The organism is Bacillus sp. MT94 (genome assembly GCF_058792475.1).
In genome coordinates, this window is record NZ_JBXAEZ010000005.1 from 1 (window position 1) to 26331 (window position 26331).

The 26331-nt window shown below is 34.8% G+C and carries 27 protein-coding genes and 2 pseudogenes; 9 read left to right on the forward strand and 20 right to left on the reverse strand.

The genetic code is table 11. From position 1 onward, the window contains the following. Positions 1 to 55: 55 nt before the first annotated feature. The 3 genes and pseudogenes from AC1Q51_RS18120 to AC1Q51_RS18130 all read right to left on the reverse strand — a co-directional run bounded on the left by AC1Q51_RS18120 (position 56) and on the right by AC1Q51_RS18130 (position 1154). On the reverse strand, positions 56 to 232 hold the full coding sequence (locus AC1Q51_RS18120; RefSeq protein ID WP_492331625.1) for a hypothetical protein: 177 nt from the start codon (positions 230 to 232) through the stop codon (positions 56 to 58). A 188-nt stretch (positions 233 to 420) separates the two neighbouring features. Continuing rightward, positions 421 to 495, reverse strand: a pseudogene (locus tag AC1Q51_RS18125) (N-acetylmuramoyl-L-alanine amidase C-terminal domain-containing protein); the annotation flags it as partial. A gap of 209 nt (positions 496 to 704) precedes the next feature. After that, a complete protein-coding gene (locus AC1Q51_RS18130; RefSeq protein ID WP_000824876.1) occupies positions 705 to 1154 on the reverse strand; it encodes a DUF6884 domain-containing protein in 450 nt (149 codons plus the stop codon). Positions 1155 to 1394: 240 nt separating this feature from the next. Here AC1Q51_RS18130 and AC1Q51_RS18135 point away from each other — a divergent pair, with 240 nt between their 5' ends. Then, a complete protein-coding gene (locus AC1Q51_RS18135) occupies positions 1395 to 1583 on the forward strand; it encodes a DUF4017 family protein (protein WP_000789485.1) in 189 nt (62 codons plus the stop codon). Positions 1584 to 1611: 28 nt separating this feature from the next. On the opposite strand, the gene AC1Q51_RS18140 is transcribed toward AC1Q51_RS18135, so the two are convergent. The 4 genes from AC1Q51_RS18140 to AC1Q51_RS18155 form a co-directional block, all read right to left on the reverse strand. Continuing rightward, complete coding sequence (locus AC1Q51_RS18140; RefSeq protein WP_000930874.1) at positions 1612 to 3258, reverse strand: M3 family oligoendopeptidase; 1647 nt, start codon at positions 3256 to 3258, stop codon at positions 1612 to 1614. Positions 3259 to 3359: 101 nt separating this feature from the next. Then, positions 3360 to 4289 carry a manganese-dependent inorganic pyrophosphatase gene (ppaC, locus tag AC1Q51_RS18145; protein WP_000416871.1) on the reverse strand — a complete coding sequence of 310 codons (930 nt, stop codon included), beginning with the start codon at positions 4287 to 4289 and terminating at the stop codon, positions 3360 to 3362. Between the two features lie 159 nt (positions 4290 to 4448). After that, positions 4449 to 5114, reverse strand: a complete 666-nt coding sequence (locus AC1Q51_RS18150) for a lytic polysaccharide monooxygenase (RefSeq protein WP_086421820.1) — start codon at positions 5112 to 5114, stop codon at positions 4449 to 4451. Positions 5115 to 5360: 246 nt separating this feature from the next. Beyond that, on the reverse strand, positions 5361 to 5864 hold the full coding sequence (locus tag AC1Q51_RS18155; RefSeq protein WP_001245255.1) for a GNAT family N-acetyltransferase: 504 nt from the start codon (positions 5862 to 5864) through the stop codon (positions 5361 to 5363). Positions 5865 to 5969: 105 nt separating this feature from the next. Here AC1Q51_RS18155 and AC1Q51_RS18160 point away from each other — a divergent pair, with 105 nt between their 5' ends. Next, positions 5970 to 6611, forward strand: a complete 642-nt coding sequence (locus tag AC1Q51_RS18160) for an HD domain-containing protein (RefSeq protein ID WP_492331626.1) — start codon at positions 5970 to 5972, stop codon at positions 6609 to 6611. Positions 6612 to 6724: 113 nt separating this feature from the next. Here the strand turns inward: AC1Q51_RS18160 and AC1Q51_RS18165 are convergent, their stop codons facing one another. The 7 genes from AC1Q51_RS18165 to AC1Q51_RS18195 form a co-directional block, all read right to left on the reverse strand. Next, complete coding sequence (locus tag AC1Q51_RS18165; protein ID WP_001999958.1) at positions 6725 to 7117, reverse strand: carboxymuconolactone decarboxylase family protein; 393 nt, start codon at positions 7115 to 7117, stop codon at positions 6725 to 6727. 72 nt (positions 7118 to 7189) lie between these two features. Beyond that, positions 7190 to 8680 carry an alanine/glycine:cation symporter family protein gene (locus AC1Q51_RS18170; RefSeq protein WP_000429514.1) on the reverse strand — a complete coding sequence of 497 codons (1491 nt, stop codon included), beginning with the start codon at positions 8678 to 8680 and terminating at the stop codon, positions 7190 to 7192. Between the two features lie 130 nt (positions 8681 to 8810). Beyond that, a complete protein-coding gene (locus AC1Q51_RS18175; protein ID WP_492331627.1) occupies positions 8811 to 10295 on the reverse strand; it encodes an aldehyde dehydrogenase family protein in 1485 nt (494 codons plus the stop codon). Positions 10296 to 10312: 17 nt separating this feature from the next. Further along, positions 10313 to 11209 carry a 4-hydroxy-tetrahydrodipicolinate synthase gene (gene dapA, locus AC1Q51_RS18180; RefSeq protein WP_492331628.1) on the reverse strand — a complete coding sequence of 299 codons (897 nt, stop codon included), beginning with the start codon at positions 11207 to 11209 and terminating at the stop codon, positions 10313 to 10315. Between the two features lie 22 nt (positions 11210 to 11231). Continuing rightward, positions 11232 to 12173 carry a proline racemase family protein gene (locus tag AC1Q51_RS18185; RefSeq protein WP_492331629.1) on the reverse strand — a complete coding sequence of 314 codons (942 nt, stop codon included), beginning with the start codon at positions 12171 to 12173 and terminating at the stop codon, positions 11232 to 11234. Further along, positions 12170 to 13207 (reverse strand): proline racemase family protein, encoded by a 1038-nt coding sequence (locus AC1Q51_RS18190; protein WP_492331630.1) that lies wholly within the window; start codon positions 13205 to 13207, stop codon positions 12170 to 12172. The genes AC1Q51_RS18185 and AC1Q51_RS18190 overlap by 4 nt, the downstream gene beginning before the upstream one ends. After that, positions 13204 to 14379 (reverse strand): NAD(P)/FAD-dependent oxidoreductase, encoded by a 1176-nt coding sequence (locus tag AC1Q51_RS18195; RefSeq protein ID WP_001215272.1) that lies wholly within the window; start codon positions 14377 to 14379, stop codon positions 13204 to 13206. The genes AC1Q51_RS18190 and AC1Q51_RS18195 overlap by 4 nt, the downstream gene beginning before the upstream one ends. Before the next feature lie 180 nt (positions 14380 to 14559). Here AC1Q51_RS18195 and AC1Q51_RS18200 point away from each other — a divergent pair, with 180 nt between their 5' ends. From AC1Q51_RS18200 to AC1Q51_RS18215, 4 genes are all read left to right on the forward strand, one after another. Beyond that, entirely contained in the window at positions 14560 to 16221 is a 1662-nt protein-coding gene (locus tag AC1Q51_RS18200) for a sigma-54 interaction domain-containing protein (protein WP_492331631.1), read from the forward strand. A 112-nt stretch (positions 16222 to 16333) separates the two neighbouring features. Further along, positions 16334 to 16606, forward strand: a complete 273-nt coding sequence (locus AC1Q51_RS18205; protein ID WP_000182619.1) for a (2Fe-2S)-binding protein — start codon at positions 16334 to 16336, stop codon at positions 16604 to 16606. After that, on the forward strand, positions 16603 to 16935 hold the full coding sequence (locus tag AC1Q51_RS18210; RefSeq protein WP_492331632.1) for a (2Fe-2S)-binding protein: 333 nt from the start codon (positions 16603 to 16605) through the stop codon (positions 16933 to 16935). Before AC1Q51_RS18205 ends, AC1Q51_RS18210 begins: the two co-directional genes overlap by 4 nt. Then, positions 16932 to 18179 (forward strand): NAD(P)/FAD-dependent oxidoreductase, encoded by a 1248-nt coding sequence (locus AC1Q51_RS18215; RefSeq protein WP_097923885.1) that lies wholly within the window; start codon positions 16932 to 16934, stop codon positions 18177 to 18179. Before AC1Q51_RS18210 ends, AC1Q51_RS18215 begins: the two co-directional genes overlap by 4 nt. A gap of 54 nt (positions 18180 to 18233) precedes the next feature. Here AC1Q51_RS18215 and AC1Q51_RS18220 read toward each other — a convergent pair. The 3 genes and pseudogenes from AC1Q51_RS18220 to AC1Q51_RS18230 all read right to left on the reverse strand — a co-directional run bounded on the left by AC1Q51_RS18220 (position 18234) and on the right by AC1Q51_RS18230 (position 19857). Next, positions 18234 to 18955, reverse strand: a pseudogene (locus AC1Q51_RS18220) (hypothetical protein). A 156-nt stretch (positions 18956 to 19111) separates the two neighbouring features. Then, on the reverse strand, positions 19112 to 19420 hold the full coding sequence (locus AC1Q51_RS18225; RefSeq protein WP_492331633.1) for a YxcD family protein: 309 nt from the start codon (positions 19418 to 19420) through the stop codon (positions 19112 to 19114). Then, complete coding sequence (locus AC1Q51_RS18230; protein ID WP_000914478.1) at positions 19408 to 19857, reverse strand: hypothetical protein; 450 nt, start codon at positions 19855 to 19857, stop codon at positions 19408 to 19410. Before AC1Q51_RS18230 ends, AC1Q51_RS18225 begins: the two co-directional genes overlap by 13 nt. Before the next feature lie 258 nt (positions 19858 to 20115). Between AC1Q51_RS18230 and AC1Q51_RS18235 the strand changes: the two genes are divergently transcribed. From AC1Q51_RS18235 to AC1Q51_RS18245, 3 genes are all read left to right on the forward strand, one after another. Next, positions 20116 to 20880, forward strand: coding sequence for a DUF1836 domain-containing protein (locus tag AC1Q51_RS18235; RefSeq protein ID WP_000447231.1), 765 nt, complete (start codon positions 20116 to 20118; stop codon positions 20878 to 20880). Between the two features lie 235 nt (positions 20881 to 21115). Continuing rightward, positions 21116 to 21721 (forward strand): undecaprenyl phosphate transporter UptA, encoded by a 606-nt coding sequence (gene uptA, locus AC1Q51_RS18240; RefSeq protein WP_000952913.1) that lies wholly within the window; start codon positions 21116 to 21118, stop codon positions 21719 to 21721. A 168-nt stretch (positions 21722 to 21889) separates the two neighbouring features. Continuing rightward, a complete protein-coding gene (locus AC1Q51_RS18245) occupies positions 21890 to 22114 on the forward strand; it encodes a hypothetical protein (protein ID WP_000558692.1) in 225 nt (74 codons plus the stop codon). A gap of 40 nt (positions 22115 to 22154) precedes the next feature. On the opposite strand, the gene dltD is transcribed toward AC1Q51_RS18245, so the two are convergent. The 3 genes from dltD to AC1Q51_RS18260 form a co-directional block, all read right to left on the reverse strand. Next, on the reverse strand, positions 22155 to 23336 hold the full coding sequence (dltD, locus tag AC1Q51_RS18250; RefSeq protein WP_098127586.1) for a D-alanyl-lipoteichoic acid biosynthesis protein DltD: 1182 nt from the start codon (positions 23334 to 23336) through the stop codon (positions 22155 to 22157). A 335-nt stretch (positions 23337 to 23671) separates the two neighbouring features. After that, positions 23672 to 25294: a peptide ABC transporter substrate-binding protein gene (locus AC1Q51_RS18255; RefSeq protein WP_000725187.1), complete on the reverse strand. Its 1623-nt coding sequence runs from the start codon at positions 25292 to 25294 to the stop codon at positions 23672 to 23674. Between the two features lie 19 nt (positions 25295 to 25313). Continuing rightward, positions 25314 to 26315, reverse strand: coding sequence for a C40 family peptidase (locus AC1Q51_RS18260; protein ID WP_327641735.1), 1002 nt, complete (start codon positions 26313 to 26315; stop codon positions 25314 to 25316). Between the last annotated feature and the right edge of the window lie 16 nt (positions 26316 to 26331).

The window sequence follows — 26331 nt, forward strand, 5'->3', positions numbered from 1 at the left end:
GCCCGGTACAATACCGGACTCACTTTTATCAAGCTGCCTAATGAAATAACCGTGTCTAACTTTTAGGGGTCACTTCAGTATCGTACTCTTTTTTATTATTAATCCCCTTCCTCTTCATCCCTATAATGGCATTTCGGTTTTGTTTTACAATGACATTTTTCACACTCACATTTCGGTTTCTCTTTGCAACAACATTCGTGAAAATCTCTGCATTTACATCTACATCTCCCAAACATTAAATCATCCCAAAATTTATTACAATTTCGGGAATGCCCACAATGACAAGTATTCCTCATGAATATACTTCCTCCTAAATAGAATTCATCATATTCTATTTAGGAGGAAGTATACAAAGGCTTGTATATTAGTCTATTTTCTCCATATCATAAGTAGAGTTAGAAGATTATATAATAATTAGTCTTATCTCACATACTCATAGTACCACTTACGTGAATCTAACCAAGCTGTAAATTTATCGATATTTCCAGACCAATACGTCATACATTTTCTAAAAGTGAAGGCAATTCGTTTTCGATTAAAAAAAGAGATGTCACTTCACAAATCGGATTCTTTATTCTCTAAATTGTATTAACTTGAATGGTAACACGAACAAAAAAGCATCACCTTTTTGGCGATGCTTAAAAACTCTATTTTACTTTTAGTTCCCTAAATAAAGTTTAAGATCATGGTGACCGAAACTATACCTATATTTCCGCCTCCTCCTTCACTGCCTCTTTTAACCTCTGCAACATATACCCAATTCCTTTACACCCCTCTAGCGGATATGTAATCATTTCTTCTGGATATAACTTTGTCACTACTTTTTTATGCTTCTTCCCTGCTAGTAAGACGATTTCGTCAAACTGTAGTAAACTTTTATCTACCATCTGTTTTTGTAATTTCTCTATACTTATTACCTCATCGCTTTTTGAATCAAATGCAAGATCATAGTTTTTTAATACAATATCATTTGGCCTTAAAAATCCATGTTTCGCTGATAATATAACCCAGTTTTCGAAAAACATGGATGCGTACGCCTGACATGCTTTTCCGAACGGACTAATATATACGTCTTTTGCTTCCATCGGTCCGTAGTTTGAATGCTTATCCCAAATTTTCTTTTTTCCACATGGAATTATACATAGCCTTTTCATATATATTTCTACTCCCTTAACTTCAATAAATAAAATCCATTATTTTGTACATTTTTCTCTCGAAATACTATATAATAATTCTGAAAGTTTTAATTACACATTTTACCATATAAGTACTAAGGATCACTCTCAATGCAAATATTATAATACCATAAAAATTTTTCTTTTTTTCTTCAAAATAATAAAAATAAATTGTAATATTATGATGTACGAATGAATTTAAAAAGGAGGTTCGTAAAAATGAAAAATATTATCCCTGCACTATTAGTCTATTTTATCGTTTGCGTTATTTCCGTTATCATCCCAGCATCTGAAGGCTACAATTATGTCGGCTGGAAGTTATTTGTTGGGCAAGTGTATGCGATACCTATTTTCTTCATTACTGCGATAATCACATTTTATATAAACAAGAAAAAATCTTACGAATAAACAATTGTAAGGATAGCTAACGCTATCCTTATTTTAATTCGTTAATCAAATCTAAAATAGCCCTTGCAGTACTTTGTATCCTTTCTTCCGAAAAGTCAAACGCAACACCTGTATTTATATATATTTCCTGTATAGATAAATTCCAATCTGAACTCGCTCCCTCTTTAAAGAAAGTAATCGCTTGTTCCGGATTCTCTCGATAAATTTGAAACAATTGAATCGCTCCTATTTGTGCAATTGCATATTCAATTTTATAAAAAGGAAACTGAACAAAGTGAAATGACTCGAACCAACTAGAACCAATTTCATTCTCTACTCCTGCAATATCAACTGATGAATATTGATACCTTTTACATAGTTCAATATATTTCTCATCTCGCTCTTCTGGTGAATGATTTGGATTTGTATAAAGCCAGTGCTGGAATACATCTCCTGAAACTGACGATATTAATAACGATAAAGTACGATATAATTGAACTCGCTGTACTTCTTTATAATCATCCTCTTGCGTATAAAAAATAGTAAGCTTATCCATTAATAATAACTCCAGGCTAAGGGAATAAAGTTCCGCCACCTCTTCACGAAGGTATCTTTCCTGCATACTACTTTCATTGTTAAATTGTTTATGAAAATGTAATGCATGCCCCAATTCATGTATTAATGCATGAATTGCATAAAATGAAGGACTAAAATTAGAATAAATAAAAACGTCTTTACTATGAGGTAAGGTAAAGCAAGCAGCTCCTGATGCTTTATTTTTCCGTTCTTGTACGTCAATTAATCCCGCTTCCCTTATATGAGTAAATTCCTCATGAAAACATGAATCTGTCTTCCGAAACATTTCTTCAACCCCATCCAATAAATCAATGTAATTTTCAAATGAAGATTTTTGCAAATTACAAGGAGCAAGATCCCAAGGACGATACGTTTTTACATCAAGATTCTTTTTAAAAAGACTTCCTAACTGTTTCCAAATTGGTACAACACACTTTTCTATCGACTCATGAAACTTATAACAATCTTCAATACTGTAATCTCTATTTTTTTGTTTAAAGGCATACTCACTATAATTATTAAACCCTGCATTTAAAGCCATCTGATTCCGCAATTGTACGAGTTCCTTCATAATACAATCTATTTCTATTTTTACTATACTTCTTGCTTCGCATAAAGCGTACCAAGCTTTTTCACGAATAGCTCTATTTGGGTTATCTATCCTTGCTTTTACGTATGCATACGTCTTTTGCTCGCCTTCCCAATTAATAGATATGTTAGACATTATTTCTCTATATTTCGTAATAAGTTCTTGCTCTTTAACGGAAAGCGCTATGTTCTTTTCATTAAACATTTCACTCTTCACAAATCTTGCTTTTTTCATAAATCCATATTTCTGCTCATCTAATAAATCAGAAAACGGACAATCTCTAAATTTCTGGTCAAATTTTGCATTGTATCTTTTTAAAAGTGGCTGAATTTCATTTTGGTTATACATATGTATATCACGTATATTACTATCTTTTGTATCTCTATACATAGCGATTAAATTAATCGTTAACTCTTCTTCTATTTCTGCGTTTAAACGCAGCTCCTCCGAAAGCCAGCTCTCTAATTCTGAAACCGACGTAATATTTCGCTCTAAAAGTGACTGTAATTTACTCTCCAAATCATTCAACATACACAATCCTCCCGTTTTTAATTTTCTGTTTTTTAGAGATAAAAAAGGACAAGTAGCCAATCTGACTACTTGTCCTTGCTGTTTATGTGTACTCAATAAAATTAAGCTTGGAATGCTTCTGTTAATACTGGTACGATTTGTTTTTTACGAGATACAACACCTTTTAAAGTAGCTGTGTTGTTTTCTAGTGATACGTTGTATGCTTTCTCAACAACGTTTGCTGCTTTACCGATCGCAAGACCGACAGAATCGTTAGTTAAGATATCAGTTACAACGAATAAGAATAGGTCTAAACCTTTCTCTTCTACTACTGCAGAGATTACTTTTTCAAGTTCCGCTTGGTGTACAAGAACGTCGTTTGTATCAACAGCGTTTACTTGTGCGATTTCAACTTTCGCATTACCCATTTGGAATTCTTTAGCGTCAAGAGAGATTAATTGCTCCATTGTTTTTCCGCTTAAGTCAGCACCAGCTTTTAACATTTCTAAGCCGTAGCTATCAGCATCTACACCAGCGATTTCCGCTAATTCACGAGCAGCTGCTACGTCTTGTTCTGTGCAAGTTGGAGATTTGAATAGTAAAGAATCTGAAATAATTGCAGATAACATTAAACCTGCAACTTCTTTACGAATTGTAACGCCATTTTCTTTGTACATTTTGTTTAAGATTGTAGCTGTACATCCAACTGGCTCACAACGATAGTATATAGGATCGCTTGTTTCAAAGTTAGCAATACGGTGATGGTCAATAACTTCTAACACACGAACTGATTCGATATCGTTAGCACTTTGTTGACGCTCGTTATGGTCAACTAAAATAACGTTGTCCACTTCGCTTGCTACTGTCTCAACAAAACGCGGTCCTTCTACTTTAAAATAATCTAACGCAAATTGAGTTTCACCGCTGATTTCGCCTAAACGTACAGGCTCAGCATTCATTCCTAATTCTTTTTTCAATTCTGCATAAGCAATTGCAGAACAAATTGCATCTGTATCTGGGTTTTTATGCCCGAAAACTAGTACTTTTTCCATGTTTTCCACCTCTTCATGAAAAGGATATCTTAAAGAAGCAAATATGACAATATTTAAAGCATATTTTTTTATAAATAATTGCACTTTCTTCTATATTTTTCATCATTTTCATAAAAAAATCATCTAAAATGAATTAGATGATCGAAATATATGTTTCAATTAAAATAGTGTAGGAGTTTGCACTACGTTGTTAAAAGCGAAATTTGAAGCTAAGCCATTATTCAAAAGGTTTACATCTATAACTTGATAAAACGCATTTCCAGTGTCTGCAATTTCCCAAACAGCTAAAATAAGATGGTATCCACTACGGTCAGTTGGTACATTTGCTTCGTGCGTTACTGTTGTCCCTGGTCTAGCTCCACCGTCATTTTTCACATAGAATGGCACTAAATCTAAATCTGATCGCGTTAAAGGTTTATTTGGATTCCAACCTTTTTTCGTAATATAATATTTCCACTCTTTTGTACTATGAGGAGCCGTAAGTTTCCACTTGAATGTATTCGTTCCGCCATTTAACGTAACTTTCTTCCACCTATCTACAGTTTGAACATCTAACGCAGGAAAATGACCAGCCCCTGCAATTTGTCCATCAGAAGGTCCTAGTTGCGGAAATCCACCTATCCCTTCTACACTTTGTGGTTCATATTGAATCGGTCCACAATTTACATTTACCCCTTGCTTACATAAATAAGATCGGCTCGCTGGTGATTCTACATATCCATGAGCTGAAGCCTTTTCTGAAAATCCAAATGTTAATAATCCCGTAAGTAATACGCCACCACTTAAAATAACTTTCTTCATCTTTTGTAAACTATTCGTTTTCATTCTTTCATCCCCTTCCAATAATAAAGCGAAAATAACTATAGTTGCCTAGTCATCTTCTCTACATTTATTATAAGACGAGAATCATTACTAAAAGAACCCTCTAAAAACTTTCTCAAATTCATTTAGTGCGTTAATTAGATTATAATTAACTATTTTAACACCGCCAGAAAAATATAGACTGTGTTAAAAATAGTCGTTTATTATTCACTTACTAATAATTAAGCACTCTCCCCGTTTGATTATACCTTAAATGTTTTTATAATAAATAACCGTAGCATCTAACTTTCCATTCGGAGAAATTGCATACCCTGGTATTGTTCCAACTTCTTGGTAGTCTAGTGATTTGTACAATTTATTGGAAGGATCTCCTTCTCTAGTATCTAATACTAAAAGAGACCTGTTTTCTTGCTTTGCTCGTTCCTCTGCTTTTTGCATAAGCGATCGTCCAATACCGTTACGTCTAAAGTTTGGATGAGTCATTAATTTACAAATCTCGGCTCTATGAATTCCGTTAGGCTTTGTAACTAATTGTAATTGAATACTCCCTGCTACTTCGTTGTTTATTTTAGCCACATACAATATCACTTCTGGCGCTAATACTGTTTGCCAATACTTTGTTGCGTCTTTTTGTTCCAGTGGAGGCAAAAAACCAATTGATGCCCCATCATTTACAACCATTTTCAAAAGTTTCGAAAGTTCTTCCATATCATTTTCTAGTTTCTTAATTTCTTCAATTACTAAATTTCGCATTACTTTTCCCCCTTTTGTTTCATTGTAACAATTTTTAAAGAAGGAATAATGAAATAATAAGATGAATTTATATTAAGATATGATTTTTTTTGAAAGGATAACGATATGAAATATATATTAGATAGAACGTACGCAAAAGAATTACTCGAATGGGCATATGAACAAAACCCGGGCCCTTGGTTTGAACATTCACTACATGTTGCTCATGCAACTGAAAACATAATTATAGAACTTATAAAAAAAGGGTACAAGCTAGATGCTGACATAGCATATAACGCTGCCCTTTTGCATGATATCGGAAGATACAAAGGTTTTACCAAATCGGTCATTCATTCCTATGATGGTTATATGTATATGAATGATTTAGGATATACAGGAAACGCCATTATTTGTGTGACACACTCATTTCCCTGTAAAAATGAACATATAGATATCGCAGCGGAATGGAGTCTCGTTCCTGACCATATGAAAAGCCAATTAGTTGCAATATTGAATGAACATAGTAACTACGACTTATATAATAAAGTAATTACTCTTTGTGACGCTCTTGCTGATGCGGATGGCTTTACTACGCTGGAAAGAAGATTAATTTCTGTTGGTTTGCGTCATGGTACAACATCTCATACATCTTTACATTGGAAAGGGTTTTATGCGATTAAGAAAGAATTAGAAGCTTTAATCGGTAAGAGTATATACACAGTTCTTCCTGATGTAGAAAAATCTATTTATGAAGATATAGAATATTAAATTGAATACAAATTGAAAACGATAAAAATTGAACCCATCCTAGATAATTTTTATACTCAAATTTAATTTCACATAAAAAACGTTTTAAACATAAAGTTTAAAACGTTTTTTATTCAATGCTTTTGATTTTTCAGTTCTGTTAAACACTCTTGCACTAAAGTTACCGCTTGACTCATCGCAGCTCCGCCAGCAAATGCTGCTGAAACACCACATGCTTCCAGAATCTCTTTATCCGAACATCCTTGATCAAGACAACCTTTTGTATGATAAATTGTACAATACTCATCTTGCGTTGCTAAACTAATTCCTAATGCAATAAGTTGTTTTTCTCTTTTTGTTAAAGCACCCTCTTGAAAACAAGCTTGCGTGAACGCATTATATGTCTCAGCGATTTCAGGAATTTGATTTGTAAAACTACCTATACCTTCTTTATAATGATGTAGAATATCATTTATCGAACTATGTTGCTCATGTTCCATCTTATTCCCTCCAGTCATATTATCCATACCTATTGTAGTATGCGATGAAATGGAGGCAATATACCTTCTTTTAAATTAAGAATTTTCAGTTAATTTACGTTATAATTTTAAATTATCATCTACAATAACTTTTCCTCTAGAACTTTTTCTTTCAACCTCTTTACTTCTTTCTTCCCAAAATGTTAATCCTTCAATCCCCACATTTTTAGGATTAAATACTGGATCTTTCCCTTCTTTTTTCTGCGTTTCATAGTCTTTTAACACTTTTAATGCGATTTTACTTAATAATAGAATCGCGATTAAGTTTAACCATGCCATACTACCGATTCCTAAATCTCCGAAATTCCATAAAAGCGACGCTGATTCAACACTACCGATGTAAACCATAATTAAAAATCCAAATTTTAAAACTGGTTTTAACCAGCCATACTTCAATTGACGATCTAAATAAGTAAGTGTCGTTTCAGCGATATAGTAATAAGCGAGTAACGTTGTAAATGCAAAAAAGAAAATTGCAATTGAAATAAATATTGGACCAAACCCTGTCATCACAGTTTCAACTGCTTGTTGCGTATAAATTGGACCTGCTTCCACATTTCCTATGTTTTTTACAATAGCGCTTTTCCCTTCAGGTATAACATTATACATACCTGTAATTAATATCATAAGAGCTGTCGCTGTACATACGACAATTGTATCGATATATACGGAAAACGCTTGAACTAATCCTTGTTTTGCAGGATGCGATACTTCAGCAGCAGCCGAACTATACGTCGCTTCTCCGACACCAGCAACGTTTGAAAATACAGCACGTTTTACACCCCATGCAATAGCTGCACCAACAATTCCACCAAACATTTCATTTACACCAAATGCGCTAGAGAAAATTAAAGCAAACATACTTGGAATCTCCGTTACATTCGCAATTAATATGATACATGTAACAATTACATAACCAATTGCCATAAATGGAACAAGCATTTGAGAAACGCCAGCAATTCTCTTTACACCACCAAAAATAATTGCCGCTAGTAACACGACTAAAAATATACCAGTTATATATTTGTTAATACCATTAGAGTTTTCGAATCCAACTGCGATACTACTAGATTGAATACCTGGTAATAACATGCCATATGAAAGTGTTACAACTACCGCTACAATGACTGCAAACCATTTCATTTTTAAACCTTTCTCAATGAAATATGGAGTACCGCCGCGATATTCATTCCCTACTTTACTTTTGTATACTTGAGATAATGTTGATTCAACAAACGCACTCGCTGCCCCTAACAAAGCCATTACCCACATCCAAAATACAGCTCCAGGCCCGCCGAAAGCGATCGCTGTCGCTACCCCTGCAATATTACCAATTCCAACTCTTCCTGATAAGGCTAAACAAAATGCCTGAAAAGATGATATTCCCGTCTCGGAACTCTTTCCTTCAAATAATAGTTTAATCATCTCTTTAAAATAACGAATTTGCAAAAAACGTGTTGCAATCGTGAAATATACGCCTGCCCCTAATGCAAAAACAACTAAACCGATACTCCACACTTGCCCTACTAACCATTCTACTAAATTCTCCATCCAAATCCCCCTTATCATTCTTTGGAAAAGCAATTTTGTATATAAGAAAACGGACAACTATTATCAAACTTTCTAGTTGTCCGCATCTTTCATTATTTCATCCCTCAATTTTTGTCAGTAAAACACCCTATTACTTTATATTTACCCAAACACTTTTCACTTCTGTATAATTATCAAGCGCATATGAACCTAATTCGCGGCCAATACCAGATTGTTTGTATCCACCAAATGGTGCAGCTGCATTTTCTAAGTTATAATCATTAATCCACACTGTTCCTGCTTTTAATTTATTTGCCACTTGATGACCCGTTTTGATATTTTGCGTCCATACACCCGCAGCAAGGCCATAAGAGGAGTTGTTCGCTCGTTCAATTACTTCTTCTGTCGAATCAAATGGAAGTACAACAACAACTGGTCCAAATATTTCTTCCTTAACGATTGTCATATCGTCTGTAACATCTGTGAATACAGTTGGTTTAACGAAATAACCTTTTTCAAGCGCACGTTCGCCACCAGCCACAACTGTAGCACCTTCTTTCTTCCCTTGCTCAATGTAATGTAACACACGCTCTTGTTGTTTCTTAGATACGAGTGGACCCATTTCCGTTCCTTTCTCCATACCTGCTCCAAGTTTTACGTTGTTCGCCATTTTCACAAGTGCATCTACTACAGTTTCATAATGTTTACGATGAACAAATACACGTGATCCTGCGCTACAATTTTGACCGTGATTATACATAATACCTTGGAATGCACCATTAATTGCTTCTTCCAAGTCCGCATCTTCGAAAATGATATTTGGTGATTTGCCGCCAAGCTCTAACGTTACATGCTTAATCATTTCTGCAGACTGACGCATAATATACTTTCCTGTAACAGTAGATCCTGTAAAAGCAACTTTATCAATGTCATGATGATTTACAATTGCTGCTCCTGCTTCAGGACCAAAGCCTGGTACAAAGTTTACAACACCGTTTGGAAATCCAGCCTCTTTAAAGAGTTTTGCTGTATATAGTAAGGATAAAGGTGTTTGCTCTGCTGGTTTTAATACGATCGTACAACCTGTCGCCAGTGCAGCTCCCATTTTCCAAGAAGACATAACGAGCGGAAAGTTCCACGGAATAATCTGACCTACAACACCTACAGGTTCATGTCTCGTGTAATTTAAGTAATCTTTTGAAATTGGGATTGTTTGCCCAATAATTTTTGTAGCCCATCCTGCGTAATAACGATAATTTTCTACAGTCGCTGAAATATCATCATCAAGTGCTACTTGATATGGCTTTCCATTATCTAAAGCTTCTAGTTGCGCTAATTCTTCTCTATGTTCTTCAATTAAATCTGCTAATTTATAAATAAGATGCGCTCTTTCAGCAGTAGTCATTTCTGCCCACGGACCAGATTTAAATGCAGATCTTGCTGCTTTTACTGCAGCATCAATATCCTCTTCTTGCGCTTCACATACGACTGCTAGAACATCTTCTGTTGCTGGATTGTATGTTTCAAACGTCTTTCCGCCAATAGCAGAAACAAATTCGCCATTAATAAACATTTTAATTTCTTCATTTAAAAACGCTTCCACTTTTGGTTTCAGCTCAATATTTGTCTTTAACATTATGTTCTCCTCCTTATTTAAACAGCTGCATGAGCTGCAATATTTGATAAAATCGTTTGAAGCTTTTGATCTTCGTCAACAGTTAATCCTAGTCTTGGATAGCGAGAAGGTCCTCCCGCTTGCCCATGTAATTCCATGGAACGTTTAACGATTTGAACATATTTCCCTGATCCTTCAAGAAACTCGCAAAGTGGTAAAATAGCATCGTTTATTTCCCACGCCTTTTCTAATTCACCATTTTGAAAATGCTCATACATTTTTGTAACGAGACCAGGAACGATATTTCCTGCTACTGAAACCCATCCCGAAGCACCAACTAAATATGATTCCATAACTAAATCTTCAGAACCACAGAAGACTTGGAAAGCCCCTTCACTTTGTCTTACTAAATCTCTCGCTTTTCGAATATCTCCGCTAGATTCTTTAATATGTGTAACATTTTCACACTCTTTTCCAATACGGAGCATTAGCTCTGTACTCATATCGACACCAGAAGTAAATGGGTTATTGTATAGCATAATTGGTATATTTACAGAGTTTGAGATTTCTTTAAAATGAAAATAAATCTCCTCTTCCTTCGGTTTACAATAGTAAGAGTTTATAATTAATGCACAGCCCGCTCCGTGCGCTTCTGCATGTTTCGTATATTCAATTGTTTCTTTTGTGGTCTCTGCTGCAGTTCCAACAATGACTGGAATACGGCCATCAATTTCTTTCAACACAGTTTCTACCATTTTAAATCGTTCTTCTTTTGATAAACTTACAAACTCTCCTGTACTTCCATTAATGATAATACCTGCAACCTTTTGTTCGATAAAGTAATTTACATTTTGTTTTACCCCATCCCAATTAATTTCCTGAAATTCATCCATCGGTGTTATTAATACTGGAAATGCCCCTTTAATTTTTTGCATATTTATCTCTCCCTATCACATTTTATTTTAATAAGAATCCTGCCGGAAACGGATCCGTAGGGTCTAATAGAAACGTCTGCATCCCTGTAATAAATCCTCTACTTTCAAAACGGAAAATGTATCCTAGTTCCTCCTTCTTCACTTTTTCCACAGTTATAAAACTATTAAATATACTTTCATTTTTAAAAGGTTTATCCGCCATATAATCATCTTTAAATAATGCATGAACATAGGAAACGATAGTAGAAACAAAACCTGGCGAACGTACGATAAAGTTATCTTCATGAAATGTAATCGACTTTATATGGTTCTTTTCTTTTTGCGAAGGATCTACTAAAATAAGCCTTTTTATTAGCGACTGTTTTTGTATAGCCTGCAGTGTAGCTTCTCCCCATCTTTTCAATTCTGAAATGTTTTCAACACGAATTTCTGGCGAATACGCACCTTTTTCTACAACTGCATATACTTTATCTGCTTGTATGAGAGAATAACTTACATTACCAACCTGTAAATTTTCCTCAATCAAATAGCAAAGTTTGCTTTCAAACGAAACAGATATAACTTCATCATTCTCTACATACGCATCAACTAAAAATATTCCAGATAACGTTTCAATTTTATATTGATTGGACTCTCTCTTTTTTAAATACCCACTTTCGAGTAACATCGTTATTACCGCAACAATGCCCCCATAATGAAGCGGAATCGAACCTTCATGATTAAAAAATAATACAGCTGCATCCACTTCATTATGGATAGATGGAACGACAATACACCCATTCAAACCGATAAAACCACGTGGTTCATTTAATAAAAGCTTCATCTCTTCTGCTAATTCACCTGAAAATTGTTCATTTAATTGCTCCAAACTGTAGTAGTATTTGCATGGTACGTCTTTCATTACACGAAATGCCTCGCCATTTACATGTACGTCTACTGCTGTATACATTTTTTGAATGTTCATTTTATATCCTCCGTTTCATGTTCCATCGGCGGAATTAGCAAAAATCCTTCTTTGAGTGGATCCATTTCATTGTAAAAAAATTTATGCATACCCATAAGCCAAGCTGATCCCGTAATTTTCGTTATGACAGCTTCAATATTTTCAACATGTGTCGTATTCACGACATATCCTTTAAATAAAGAACCAACGATACTCTCATGAATGAACTCTTCACCAATTTTGATTTCTTTCTGAGCGTATAATACAGCTAGCTTCGCAGATGTTCCTGTACCGCATGGGGATCGATCTATTCCGCCTGGTGGTACAACAACTGTATTTTTCACATGCGCACATTCATGAGTAGCATCTGTATAAAATTCAACATGTGTTAATCCTCTAATAAACGAATACTCTGGATGAATGATTTCAAATTTCTCATTAATTGTGTTTCTTATATGAATCGCCTTATCGATGATTGTAGATGCATTTTCTGGTACTAATTCTAGGCCTACTGACTTCGCATCAATAATGGCATAAAAATTCCCTCCATACGCTATATCAGCCTCTACAGTTCCAATGTCTTTGACGTGTACAGTAATATTTTTCAATAAAAAAGCTGGTATGTTACAGAAAGATACCTCTTTTGCTTTTCCATTTTGAACAGCAATATCTACTTCCACTAAGCCAGCCGGGGTATCTAGTTTTAAAGAAGTAATCGGTTCAACTACTGGAATTAAACCTGATTCAACTAACGCTGTACATACACCGATTGTATCGTGACCGCACATCGGTAAGTATCCACCTGTCTCTATGTATATAACACCTATATCAGCCTCAGGATGACATGGGTCTGTTAATAACGCCCCTGACATTACATCATGACCACGCGGTTCATTCATTAACAATTTTCGAATCCAATCATATTCCTTTTTCATATGTAACATCTTCTCTGCCATCGTCTCTCCAATCAACTTTGGAAGTCCACTAATTAATGTCCTCGTTGGATTCCCGCCCGTATGTGTATCAATAGTCGTAAAGACTCTTTGTGACCTCATCCGTTTAACACCCTTTCTGTAAAACGACTCAAACGAAGTGGTTCAATAGGAATAATTGTCTCTTTTTCATTTAATAACTCTTCAATTACTTTCCCAGTAACTGCTGCAAGACTAATCCCATCCCCTTCATGTCCAGCGGCAATGAAATAATTCGGAATATGTTCCACTCGTGAAATAATCGGCAAATGATCTTCTGTCCACGGACGTAAACCAGCGTAAGAACGAATTACCATCATATCTGCCATTTTCGGATAAAAGCGAATCGCTCTATTTGCGATACATTTAATGACTTCATTGTTTATTCTCGTATGAAAACCTACAAATTCACGACTACTTCCAATTAAGAAATTTTGACTTTCAGTAGGCTCAAATACGAGCGCAACCCCGTATTTTTCAGTTAAAGCATCTACTTTTCTTTTTCCGCCAAATTTAGAAATTAAATAACCGAATTCCATTACTTTACGGCATCCTACATGTTGTTGCCTTGATGCTACTATAATATGCCCTTTTCTCGGTTCAATTGGTATATTTACATTTAACATCTGACCAATCTTAGGAGCCCACACACCGGCTGCATTTACAACTTGTTTTGCTGTAAAAGTACCATTCGTAGTTTCTACAACAAATGAACCATTCGTCTCTATTTTCATACTCTTTACTTCGGTCTGCTTAAAGGCTTTTGCGCCAAACTTTTGTGCCTCTGACAGAAGCGAGAAAGCAAGGAGATATGGATTCACAGTTGAATCCGTCGCACATTCTAAACCGCCTAATAAATCATCAGCAAAAAAAGGCGACTCTTCTCTTATATCTTGCCTATCAAGCATTCGAAACGGTAATCCAGCTTCTTTTTGCCGATCTACCCATTGTTGCGCAGCTTCCATCTCTTCGTCTGACTCACATACGAGGATACTTCCTGGTGCCCTATATTCAAATGAATGCTCTAATTTTTCACTTAAATCAGTTACTAATTTTTGACTTACTAAAGACATTTGACTATCAAATCCCGGATCTTTATCAATGGCCAAAATATTCCCATCACACCGTGAAGACGTCCCGCTGACAAATTCTCCTTTTTCAATGATTGTTACGTCTCTTCCGTATTTTGAAGTGTAATAAGCGATAGAACACCCTATTATTCCACCACCTATAATTAAAACGTCGCAGTGCCTCACAATATACTCCTCCTTTCCCTAAACCTCTCACTTTCTTTTATGCAATTGACGTGCCAATTCTTCATATATACAATTTCCATAAACAATATTTTTATTTGTAAAAATAATTTAAATTTACAGTAAATAGGTGTATTATTTTTTTATCACTGTCAAAATTTTTATACATAACAGGAGGGCATTATGGCATTTTCATTTCCGACTATACAAGAGTTTTTGGAACGTGTTTTAATCGATCATACATGTAGCCTTAATCACATTAAGCAAGTAAACGAAAGGTTTTATTATCTCCCTTCTACTACAGATGAATATAATTGCGCCATTATTTATGTAGATGACTCATTCACTGCACTAATTGACGCTTTTTCTTATGAATTAGCTGTTATCATCCTTAACGAAAACGATGAGCCGATATGCTGTATAACTTCTCAGCAAATGATTCCATTTCTTTATAAGTCCTACAATGAACTACAGGTATTTTATGACACCGTAATACAAACAACTGACTCTTCTGTTACAGTCATTGATAGTAAAGAATGCGTTCGAACTTGGACAGATGGTGCTGAAAAAATATTTTCAGTCAACCATAATGAAATTATTGGGCAACCGATTACTCGTTTTTTTGATTATAAAGACTTGGAAATTTTACAATCTTTACATGATGGAAAAAGCATAGTCGCTCAGTTCCATCAGCCTCGTCCCGATTTATTCGTATTAATTAATTCAAATCCAGTTTATTGTAATGATGAAATTATAGGAGCAGTCGTTTCAGAAACAGATGTTACAAATCAAGTCGCTTTAAATGAAAAACTATTTAATATGTCACATGAAATGCACCGTTTAGAACAAGAAGTGGCAAAGTATAAAGATGAATCCGATCCATTCCTTGCGATGAATGGGAAAAGTCCTGTTATACAAAGAACGATACAATTAGCTAGAAAAGTTTGTTCGGTGAAATCAACTGTTTTAATACTTGGGGAAAGCGGAGTTGGAAAAGAAGTATTTGCGAAAGCAATTCATGAAGCAAGTGAGGCAGCGAAGGCGCCTTTCATTTCGATTAACTGCGGGGCAATTCCAGAAGCGTTATTTGAAAGTGAATTATTCGGTTACGAGCGTGGGGCGTTTTCTGGAGCAAATAGTAAAGGAAAAAAAGGTAAAATTGAACTCGCGCAAGGCGGTACTTTATTCCTCGATGAGATTGGCGAAATGCCGCTCGATATGCAAGTAAAACTGTTACGTGTACTACAAGAACGAAAGTATTACCGAGTTGGCGGAGAAAAAGAAATTAATATTGATTTCCGCATTATCGCTGCTACAAATCGGGATTTACAAGAAGAAATGAGAAAAGGAACTTTCCGAGAAGATTTATATTATCGTTTAAATGTAGTTAGCCTGCATATTCCACCGCTGCGTGAAAGACGAGAGGATATTATCGAACTCACATACTCATTCTTAAACGATTTTTCAATCAACTATAACAGACCAATTCGTGACTTACCTTCAAGCATTATGCATGAACTGCTTCATTACAATTGGCCAGGTAATATTCGCGAACTTCGAAACGTTGTTGAACGACTTGTGGTATTTGCGACAGACGGAATTATAAAACAAGAATATTTACCATTTCATACAACCGAAAATTTAGACAATCATACAGCTCATTCCCTATTACTCAGCAACAATAATACAATCCTTTCTTTACAAGAAGAGATGGATGAGCATGAGAAAAAAGTTATTGAAAGGGCTTTACGAATTTTAAATGGGAATAAATTAGAATGTGCAAAACAACTTGGCGTAACAAGGGCTACTTTATATAACCGTTTAAAAAAACTTGGACTTCATTAAAGAAGCAGTATGCACCGATTAGGCGTTTACAGGTAGCTCTCTCTCCTCCCTCTATATTGGTATGATTTTTGCATATATAATTTGTGCAAACCGAACTAGAGGAGGAATACACATGACCAATAAAAACAACTTAATCGTTTGTCGTTGTGAAGAGGTTACATACGGACAACTTCAATCGACAATTGCTGAATATAACTGCTCGGCAAGAGAATTAAAACTAAGAACACGTGCTGGCATGGGATTTTGCGGTGGTCGTACATGCAGAATAATGATAGATCGAATGATTGAAAATGCGAATCCTGACGTAACTCTTAATGAACTACCGTTAAAATATCAACCACCAATACGTGCAGTTACTTTTGGATCGGTAGGTGAAAGTAAATGAGTAGAATTACACATCACCCTATTTTAGGTACTTTACAAAGTAGTGAGCGTATTACTTTTCAATTTAACGGTCATCAATACGAAGCATATGAACATGAAACGATAGCTGCTGCCCTGTTAGCAAATGAAATACGGACATTAAGAGTTCATGAAGATAGCGGGACACCGCGAGGTATTTATTGTAATATTGGGCACTGTTCTGAATGCCGCGTGACAGTAAATAATCAAACAAATGTACGCGCATGCTTAACTGTTGTAAAAGAAAACATGGTTGTTGAAAGCGGGAAACAGCATCCGAATATCGTGAGAGAGATGGTGAAAAAACGATGAGTGATGTAATTATCATTGGTGCAGGACCAGCGGGATTATCTGCTTCTATCTCTTGTGCTCGTTTCGGACTAAAAGTGCTCGTTATTGATGAATTTATGAAGCCGGGTGGGAGATTGTTAGGGCAGTTGCATCAAGAGCCTACTGGAGAATGGTGGAACGGAATAGAAGAATCGAAGCGACTTCATGAAGAAGCAGAATCACTTTCAGTACATATCAGGTGCGGTGTTTCGGTCTATAATTTAGATAAAGATGAAAACAATTGGTTTGTACATACTAATATCGGTACGTTAGAAGCACCGTTCGTACTACTTGCTACTGGTGCTGCGGAATATTCTATTCCCCTTCCAGGCTGGACACTTCCAGGAGTGATGTCAATTGGAGCAGCTCAAGTTATGACAAATGTTCATCGCGTGCAAGTTGGAAAAAAAGGAATCATTATTGGTGCTAACATTTTGTCTTTCGCCATTTTAAGTGAATTGCAATTAGCGGGAATTAAAGTAGATCATATTGTACTCCCTGAAAAAAGCGAGTTAAGTCAAAAAGCTGGTGAACCTGAAGAAGTTTTAAACTCTCTTTTAAATGCAGCACATCTCGCTCCTTCTGCTATTTTACGAATAGGTAGCCACTTTATGAAATATGATTGGATTCGAAAAGCTGGATTAACATTCTATCCAAACAGCGGAATGAAAATAAACGGAACGCCACTTCACCTTCGGAAAGCAGCTCTTGAAATTATCGGAACAGATCAAGTTGAAGGTGTACGTATTGCTAATATTGACTCTAAAGGAAATGTTATTAATGGATCAGAGAAAATATATGAAGCAGATTTTGTTTGTATTGCTGGGGGATTATACCCACTTGCCGAACTTGCAGCTGTAGCTGGTTGTCCCTTCCATTACATTTCAGAATTAGGTGGACACGTTCCTCTCCATTCCGAAACAATGGAAACCCCTCTTCCTGGTTTATTTGTAGCTGGCAATATTACAGGCATTGAAAGCGGAAAAATTGCGATGGCGCAAGGAATAGTTGCAGGTCTATCAATTGCTAAATATGCAGGTGAAAAACATGATATAGTCGACCAACAATTATATCACGCCATGCAAAACGTTCACTCTGTTCGTCAGAAAGCTGCAATTCAGTTTAATCCGATGGTAGATATCGGTAGACGAAAGATGAATGATTTATGGCATAAATTCCAAACAAATGATAAAGATTTCTATAAACAACAAGAAATTCTTTTATAAGACTTATTTGTAAAAAAGCTCCTCTTATTAAAAATATAAGAGGAGCTTTTCAAATTATTTCACTTCAATTGTCCAATCACCATCAGCTTGAATAGTGAATATATGTATACCGTTTTCTTTTACAGGCATTTTTTTTGTAGTATCAGCGTTTCCGATTTCGTTAAATAAAGTGTTATCATTTAGATGAACGATAAAATTACTTTTCCCATTATTATGTACCCCATGAAATTCTTTTAAACCTTTTTCTAATTTTACAAATATAACATCACTACCATGCCCACTTGCTACCCCTGGAGTCGTCACTACTTTATCCATCGGAATAGATTGAGACATATTAGCATTCCAGTGTCCGTCTGCTAGTGCATCAATGAAATACTTTCCACTCTCTTTTATAACAACTAATTTTTTTGTTTACCATTTCCAATAAAGTTAGAAAGTGTTCCCGCATCATTTCCCTGTTCATCTTTCAAATGAAGGATTGCATTACTTTTCCCTGTATGTTCTACATCAGCAATTACAAAACCAGATTTCAACTCAAAGAAATCTGATGAATTTTTACCATCTCCTTCTATTGACACATTATGGTCTTGTGATAACTGTTCTACTGTACTTGCTGATTTTACTTCCTTAACTTTTTGATTTGCTGTGTCAGTTTTTTGTTCTACACTCTTCTCCGTTTTCTCTTTCGCCTTTACATTCTTTGTTTCTTCTGTTGAATTACAAGCAGTTAAAGATAAACATACCGCAGCAATTGTTGCTAATAATTTCTTTTTCATAATATCCTCCTATTAACATAAAACATTCTTAATAAGAATAACATATTTTTACCAATTCATCAGTTTATTAAAAATTGAATTTTATCCTAAAATAGGAAACATACTAAAAATAGAAATTAAAATAAAAAACTGCTAGAGCATAAAGCCCTAACAGTCTTATTGTTCATCACTATTAAATTTCGCTAATGCGTAAATACCTTCTTCATCATCTAATTCAAGTTGTAATCTCGCTGCGAATGAATTGACATTATATTCTCTGTCAAGCAATAAGCGTAATGCTTCGATTAAGTTTGCTTGAATTAAAATTTGCTGGCGACCATTTACCTCTACTTCCGCAGAGAAACCGTAGTCATCGTCATACATGAGTTCAACTAACACTTCTTCTGGACCCACTTTTCTTTTTTCAGCTATATATACGCAAAGCGCATTTATTAATTCTTGTTCAGAAATTTTTATTGTTTCCATGCTACTTCATCTGCCTTCTTTTTACGTTGGTCTTTGAAGTATTTAAATGCACGAACTGCTAACATTACGATACCAGCCATTACTAACATATTTACCATAAATGCTAATACAGAACCAAGAGCTCCCATATTTGCAAATAAGCTACCCATTAGTAAACCACCAAGACCACCTAGTAATAAACCTTTCATAAAGCTTCCTTTATTACTTTTTGGTGCTGTGTTTGTTGCTTTCGTTTTTGAATCTGGAGTCGTTTTTTGAGAATTTACATTTGAGTCTTTTTTGTTTAAATCAACTTTTGACTTTTGACCTGAACTTGGTGTAAATGATTTTTTACCAGATTTGTAACTTTTCGCTGCTGCATGATCTACGAACATAAAGCTGCTAGCCCCAAAGATAACCATAAATGCTGTCATTACTGCTACAAGTTTTTTCAACATATTATATCCATTCTCCTTTTATATAGATATATGTGAAATCTATCTTTCTAGTAAATTCAGAATGATAGATTTGTTTTTAAGAACATTTTAAAGGTTCTTATGAACTTATTATATGAACTTTTGTCGAAATATGCAAGTATTATTTACTTTCAACAGTTTGGTGACAAAGGAAAAATTAAGCAAAACAGAATTGACTTTAAATGAAACAAAACATATTATAAGTTCATAAGAACTTTTTATTATTTTGGAGGTGAAAAGATGGAAACATTTCATCTCACACGAAACGAAATGGCTACCCTTCTTCTATCACTAAGAGGATGGAATACGAAAAAGCCTCTCGGTATTTTACAAGAAGCTTGGGCAAAGTCACATAAAAAAGATATTGAAAGCGGACAAAGCGTTACAGCTTTTATTACTACCGCACTTTCACCTATTTTTGAAAAGCTGATTAAAATTGACGATACTGATGTCGGTTTTTCTTTAAATGAAATAGTTGCGCTTGGCAATCAGATTGAAAACACAAGTTTCTCTGTAACTGCTATGCAAAACTGGGTGAAACGAGATATAAAAGAAATGATTGGCTCTCCTCAAAAAGGGAAAAAATATTCAATTGAACAAGCAGCCTTACTATTTATTGTCGAAGATTTAAAAACAGCACTTGATTTTGAATCCATTCGTAAGCTATTACGCCTTATTGTAAATGACCCAGCCGATCGAAGTGATGATTTAATCAATCCTGTTCATTTATATGTAGCATACTCTTCTCTATTTGAAGAACTCAATCAAGGGAATTGCTTACAATTAAATGCAACAGATACCGTTCATACAATTGAAAACATCGTAAAAGAAAAAGCTGATAAAATCGCAAGCAAGTTCGATCAAATTAATAACGAACAACGCGAAGCAATTCGTAACGCTATTATTATTGCGACCCTTTCTGTACATACCGCATATGTACAAATGTTAGCAAAACGTTACGTAACAGCAACTTTATTTTTACAGAACTTAGATGTGAAGCCTTAAAAAAATAGGAGCAGAAATGCTTCTATTTTTTTATGAGAAATTTTTAATAACCTTTTCATTAACCCTTCATGAAAACGCGGCTTATATCCTTTACTATAATACTTATAAGAGACATAAAAGAATTGAAATAGCAATCCCCTATGTAAATAAGGTATAATCTACATATAGTGAACCTTTTATGTCATTAAATAAATGGTTCTTATACTCAAAAATTCATAAACTAGAAGGTGCAACAATGTTAAGTAGTTTTATTCATTCAGTATTAACGTTTTTTGAAGGATTAGGTTATTGGGGCATTATGCTTGGACTTATGATTGAGATTATCCCAAGTGAAATTGTCCTTGCTTATGCAGGATACTTAGTATTCAATGGAAGTATCTCATTTATAGGTGCTGTTGTATTCGGTACAATTGGCGGTGTTATTGCCCAAATCTTTATTTATTGGCTTGGACGATACGGCGGACGACCTATATTAGAACGTTATGGAAAATATATTTTCATACATAAAAAACAAATAGATGCTGCAGAAGATTGGTTTAATCGTTACGGAACTGGCGTCATTTTTACAGCACGCTTCATTCCAGTAGTGCGTCATGCGATTTCAATTCCTGCTGGTATTACAAAAATGCCTTTACTACGTTTCACTACATTAACAGCACTCGCAATCATCCCTTGGTCCATCATTTTCATTTATCTAGGTGAAAAACTAGGCGAAAACTGGGAGAATATAAACGATATTGCTGGTCCGTATGTGAAATCATTTGCAATTGGTGGCGTCGTACTTATACTTTTATACTTCGTTATAAAAAAATGGACAAAAAAGCGCAAAAATCTTGCTTAAGAATATAATAAAAACCGCTATAAATTCATTCGGAATTATAGCGGTTTTCTATTTATATATGAATTAATCTCCAGGAATTATATAACACCTTTCCATCTACATTTACATGGATAAGCAACCATTCGATCATTCCTTTCGTATATTATCTCAAAAAGGAGTGATTCCCCTATGCATTGGCAGCAAAAAATACCATACTTAATCGGACGCCCTATCGGTATTTCCTTCATAAATGGGCAAGGAACTTCAGGTGTATTATGTTCAGCGCATGATGGGCAATTATATGTGTATGAATACCTTTATCAAGCCCAGTTCGCAATGAAACATTATGATTATAGACAGGTTCAAGATATACATGCATTCCCAAATTGTCCTCACCAAAATCCTCTATACTAAAAAAATCGGAACGGCTCATAGCCATTCCGATTTCTATACTTTATTTCTCAGAATAAAATTTCTGCACTGCTTCATCAAAATAAATCCAACCTTTCCAGCCTAAATGAATCGTATCTTTTAAGAAATACTTATCATATTCATGACCAGAGAAATCAACTACTGGATATCCTGCTTTCTCAACCTGTTCTCGAACTTTATTATAATACACTTCACGGCGTTCTTTCGGGAAGCCAGTATAATCATACCAAGGCCCATTTACAGGTACAGAAATAAAGAGTGGTTTGACATTTTTCTCTTTAAATAAATCTAAAATAATTTGTAAATCATCATATTCTGGTGATTCATCATATGTTTCATTTGCTCTAAAGTTTTTTAAACCTTTTAGTTTTTTCTTCAGATTATTCTTATGATAATACGGATTTTCAATTCCGAATGTATTTGTAGTAGACTCAGCTTTCCCTTCTTGTTCTGCGTGTTTACGTGCGTCTTCCCAAGAAATTGAACGAAGCCCGCTATTGGTTTTCTCTTTCATCGGTTCGATTTTAAATAAAGAGTTAAATAAATCTCTATGATCTAAAATATTTCGATACATATAAGCAAGTGGTTTAACTAAACCTGCTTTTATGTTATGTTTCGTATCATTATATACAATACCTTCTAATGAATTTTTTAATATATCATCTTCTTGAACAACTTTATAATCTAATAGCCGTTTCGCGATTTGCTTCTTCATTTCTGGATTTATCTCATCATTAAAAATAAAATGATATGCTTGTTGTTTGGAGAAATTATTAGTGAAATCCCCTTGTGAAACACCAGTCTTTGTAAACCATTGTGGTGAAAGAACAAAGACTACTTTTTTACCTTCTAATTCATCCATAGTAGATGTCATATTTAAAATATGAGCTAAGCTTTGTGTACCGCCAGTTCCAATTAAAAACGGTGTAAAACCAGCTGGATTTACTTTGAAATAATTAGACGGATGATATGCATCCATTCGTAAAAATTCTGATGAACCGTACATCGGTAAATACTGTGAATTATCTAACATTTTTTGCTGTAAGAAAGCACTTTGTAATTTCTCTTTTTGTAAAGAAGTTGCCGCATCTTCTACCTTCTTATCACTAATAAGCGATACCAAACTTTTCGATGGGATTAGAATGATAATGAAAAACAGCACACACGCTAAAATTATAGGACCAAAAGCATGCTTCATTTTCATCTTCTGTCCCTCTTTCTATCGTTATTAACTTGTAACCCTTGTTTTTGACACGTCATCTTTTCTCTCCTTTTTCTCTATACATGTTCCATTCTATTTATCTATTATATACATGTATGTATTTCCTTCCTTGTTCTATTAAGCCCTATATAAATAGCGCCAGAAAATGTTTCCATAGAAACACGTTAATTATACAAGATTCTACATAAATTTCACACTGGAATTTTAGTAATAATTTTATTTTTAAGTCGTGAAAAAACATATGAAATGTCTATATTTCATTCGGAACTGTACAAAAAACAGACTATCACACACGTGAAGTCTGTTTCCCCATTCTTTTATTTTTGTACATCTGCCCATTTTAAACTTGTAGATGGACCAAATTGATGTACATATAAATCTTTCACATATGGTTTTTGTAAGTAAGATAATCCACGCTGGAATACCGGTGCAATTACTGCATCATCAAGTAGCATTTTTTCAGCATCTTGCATTGCTTTCCAGCGAGCCTTTTCATCATTACCTAATTCTGTTTTAATCTTCTTAATTAACGCATCATATTCTGGGTTTGCATATTCTGTATTATTAACACTGCTTCCAGAAAGGAATACTTCTAAGTAAGTCATTGGATCTGGATAATCCGGTAACCAGCGTGATAACGACATTTCATATTCTTTCTTCTTCTCAAGTGCTAATTTTTGCGTATGTGGCTGTAATTTCACATTCACTTTTAATCCAGGTAAATTTTTCTCAAGCTGCTCTTTAATGTACTCTCCGACTTTTTTAAAGTTTTCTAAGTCATAATTTAATAGTTCTAACGTCACTTCATTTGTACCTGTCTCTTGTTTTGCTTTCTCCCAATATTCCTTCGCCTGTTTTACATTCGTCTTATTAAACTCACCAGCCGTACTTCTAAAATCTTTCTTATCTGGGCCTTTTAAGAATCCTTTTGGTACGTAATAATTTGCAGCAACCGAACCATCATTTAAAAATGAATCTGCGAGTCCTTTCTTATCAAAAACTGTACTTAGCGCAAGCCTTGCATTTTTATTTTTAAGAATCGGTACATTTTCATTAAATCGGAAGAAGTACATAACTGGATCTGTGTATTGTTTTAGCTCTTTATTATTTTTATATTTATCTACGAATTCTGTAGAAATAACAGCTCTATCAACTTTATCTGTTTCATATAAATTTACCGCAGTTGAAATTTCTTTTACAATTTGATAGTTTACTTCATCTAACTTCACTTCTTTTTTATCCCAATACTTATCGTTTTTCTTCATTGTAAAGCTAGCTTCATGCTTCCACTCTGATAATGTAAATGGTCCATTATATACCGCTTTATTTGCTTCTAATCCGTATTTATCACCTTGCTCTTTCGCATATTTTTCGTTAATTGGATAGAAGGATGGTAAAATTAATAATTTCGTAAAATACGGTACAGGATGTTCTAGCTCTACGACGAATGTTTTATCATCCTTCGCTTTTACTCCTAATTCATCTAGACCTAGTTGTTTTTTATTTATCTTCTCAGCGTTTTTCACATCGTACGCAATGTATGCATATTGAGAAGCGGTATCTGGATTAATCAATTGCTTCCAAGCGTATACGTAATCATGAGCGGTTACTGGATCTCCGTTAGACCATTTCGCATCACGCAATTGGAATGTATATGTCTTTCCATCTTTACTCACTTCATATTTTTGTACGCCTGCCTCAATTACTTCATCATTTTTCGATAAACGGAATAGTCCTTCCATTACGTTATTTAAAACGTTAAACGAGACTGCATCTGTTACTTTTCCTGAATTTAACGACGGAATTTCACCTATTTCTAGTAACTGCAATACTTTCTTCTCATCTTTCGGCTTTGTTGCAGTTTTTTCTTTTGCGCAGCCAACTAAAAATGAAGAAGCTAATAGAGTACTAACTAATGAGTAACGAACAATTTTTTTCATTTGAAAACCCCCTCTATTTTTAAGGTAAGTAACGACGTGCACCAGCGTATTCTTCTATATATCCTGGTGTATTTAGCGGTATAATCTCTACCGACCTTTCAGCTCTTGGTGAGTGAATCATATTGCCATCACCAATATACATTGCAACGTGATGGACACTACCTTTCCCTTGATCATGTGCAAAGAAGATTAAATCTCCCTTTTGTAAGTTTTCTTTATCAACTGCAATTCCTGCTCTTGATTGCGGTCCAGAATCTCGCGGAATTGTAATGCCGTGCGATTTATAGATCGTATGCGTGAAGCCAGAGCAATCAAATCCAAAACCACTTGTACCAGCCCATATATACGGTAAACCTAAAAATATTTTCCCTGTGTTAATTAAATCATCAGCTGTCGGTTTTGGAATATCAGTTTGAGAACGGTAAACTGTTCCATCATTTTTTCGTAGCCATGCTTTCTGACCATTTGGCAACAATACACGGTATGAAATTGTGTCTTCACTTAATAGCGGCAGTCTTGTATTATAACTGACTTCAAGTGATTTATGTTTTTCAGAAGGATTTATATATAAAATCGCTGTTGGCTTTGTTATTAACACAAAAGGTTCATTTGTTTTATCTGCAAATTCTTGATTATATGTTAATTGCTTTTCAGGCATCCAGCCCGGATAACCTTCTTCATTTCGTGGTGTTGGCTGTCCATGCACTAATACCTTCACCCACTCGCCTTTCTTATCAATAACAGTTACTTCTTGACCGAGTAACGCTTGTGTTTCTAATTTATTTGCATTTGTTAACCATAGTTTCTCGTCAAGTGTCATTGATTTCGTCCATTTCCAAAGATCCACTGGATTTGTTGCACTCGGTGTATCGATTGACCTTAATGAATCAGGTGCTGTCCATAACGTTGCAGCAGATACATCTATAAATGCTTTATTATCCTTCTTTTCTTCAGCATTTGCCGATGTAAACGATGAAAATATAAATAAAGTTGTTAAAAATGCAGTTCCTACTTTTTTCATATATATCCCCCTTAAA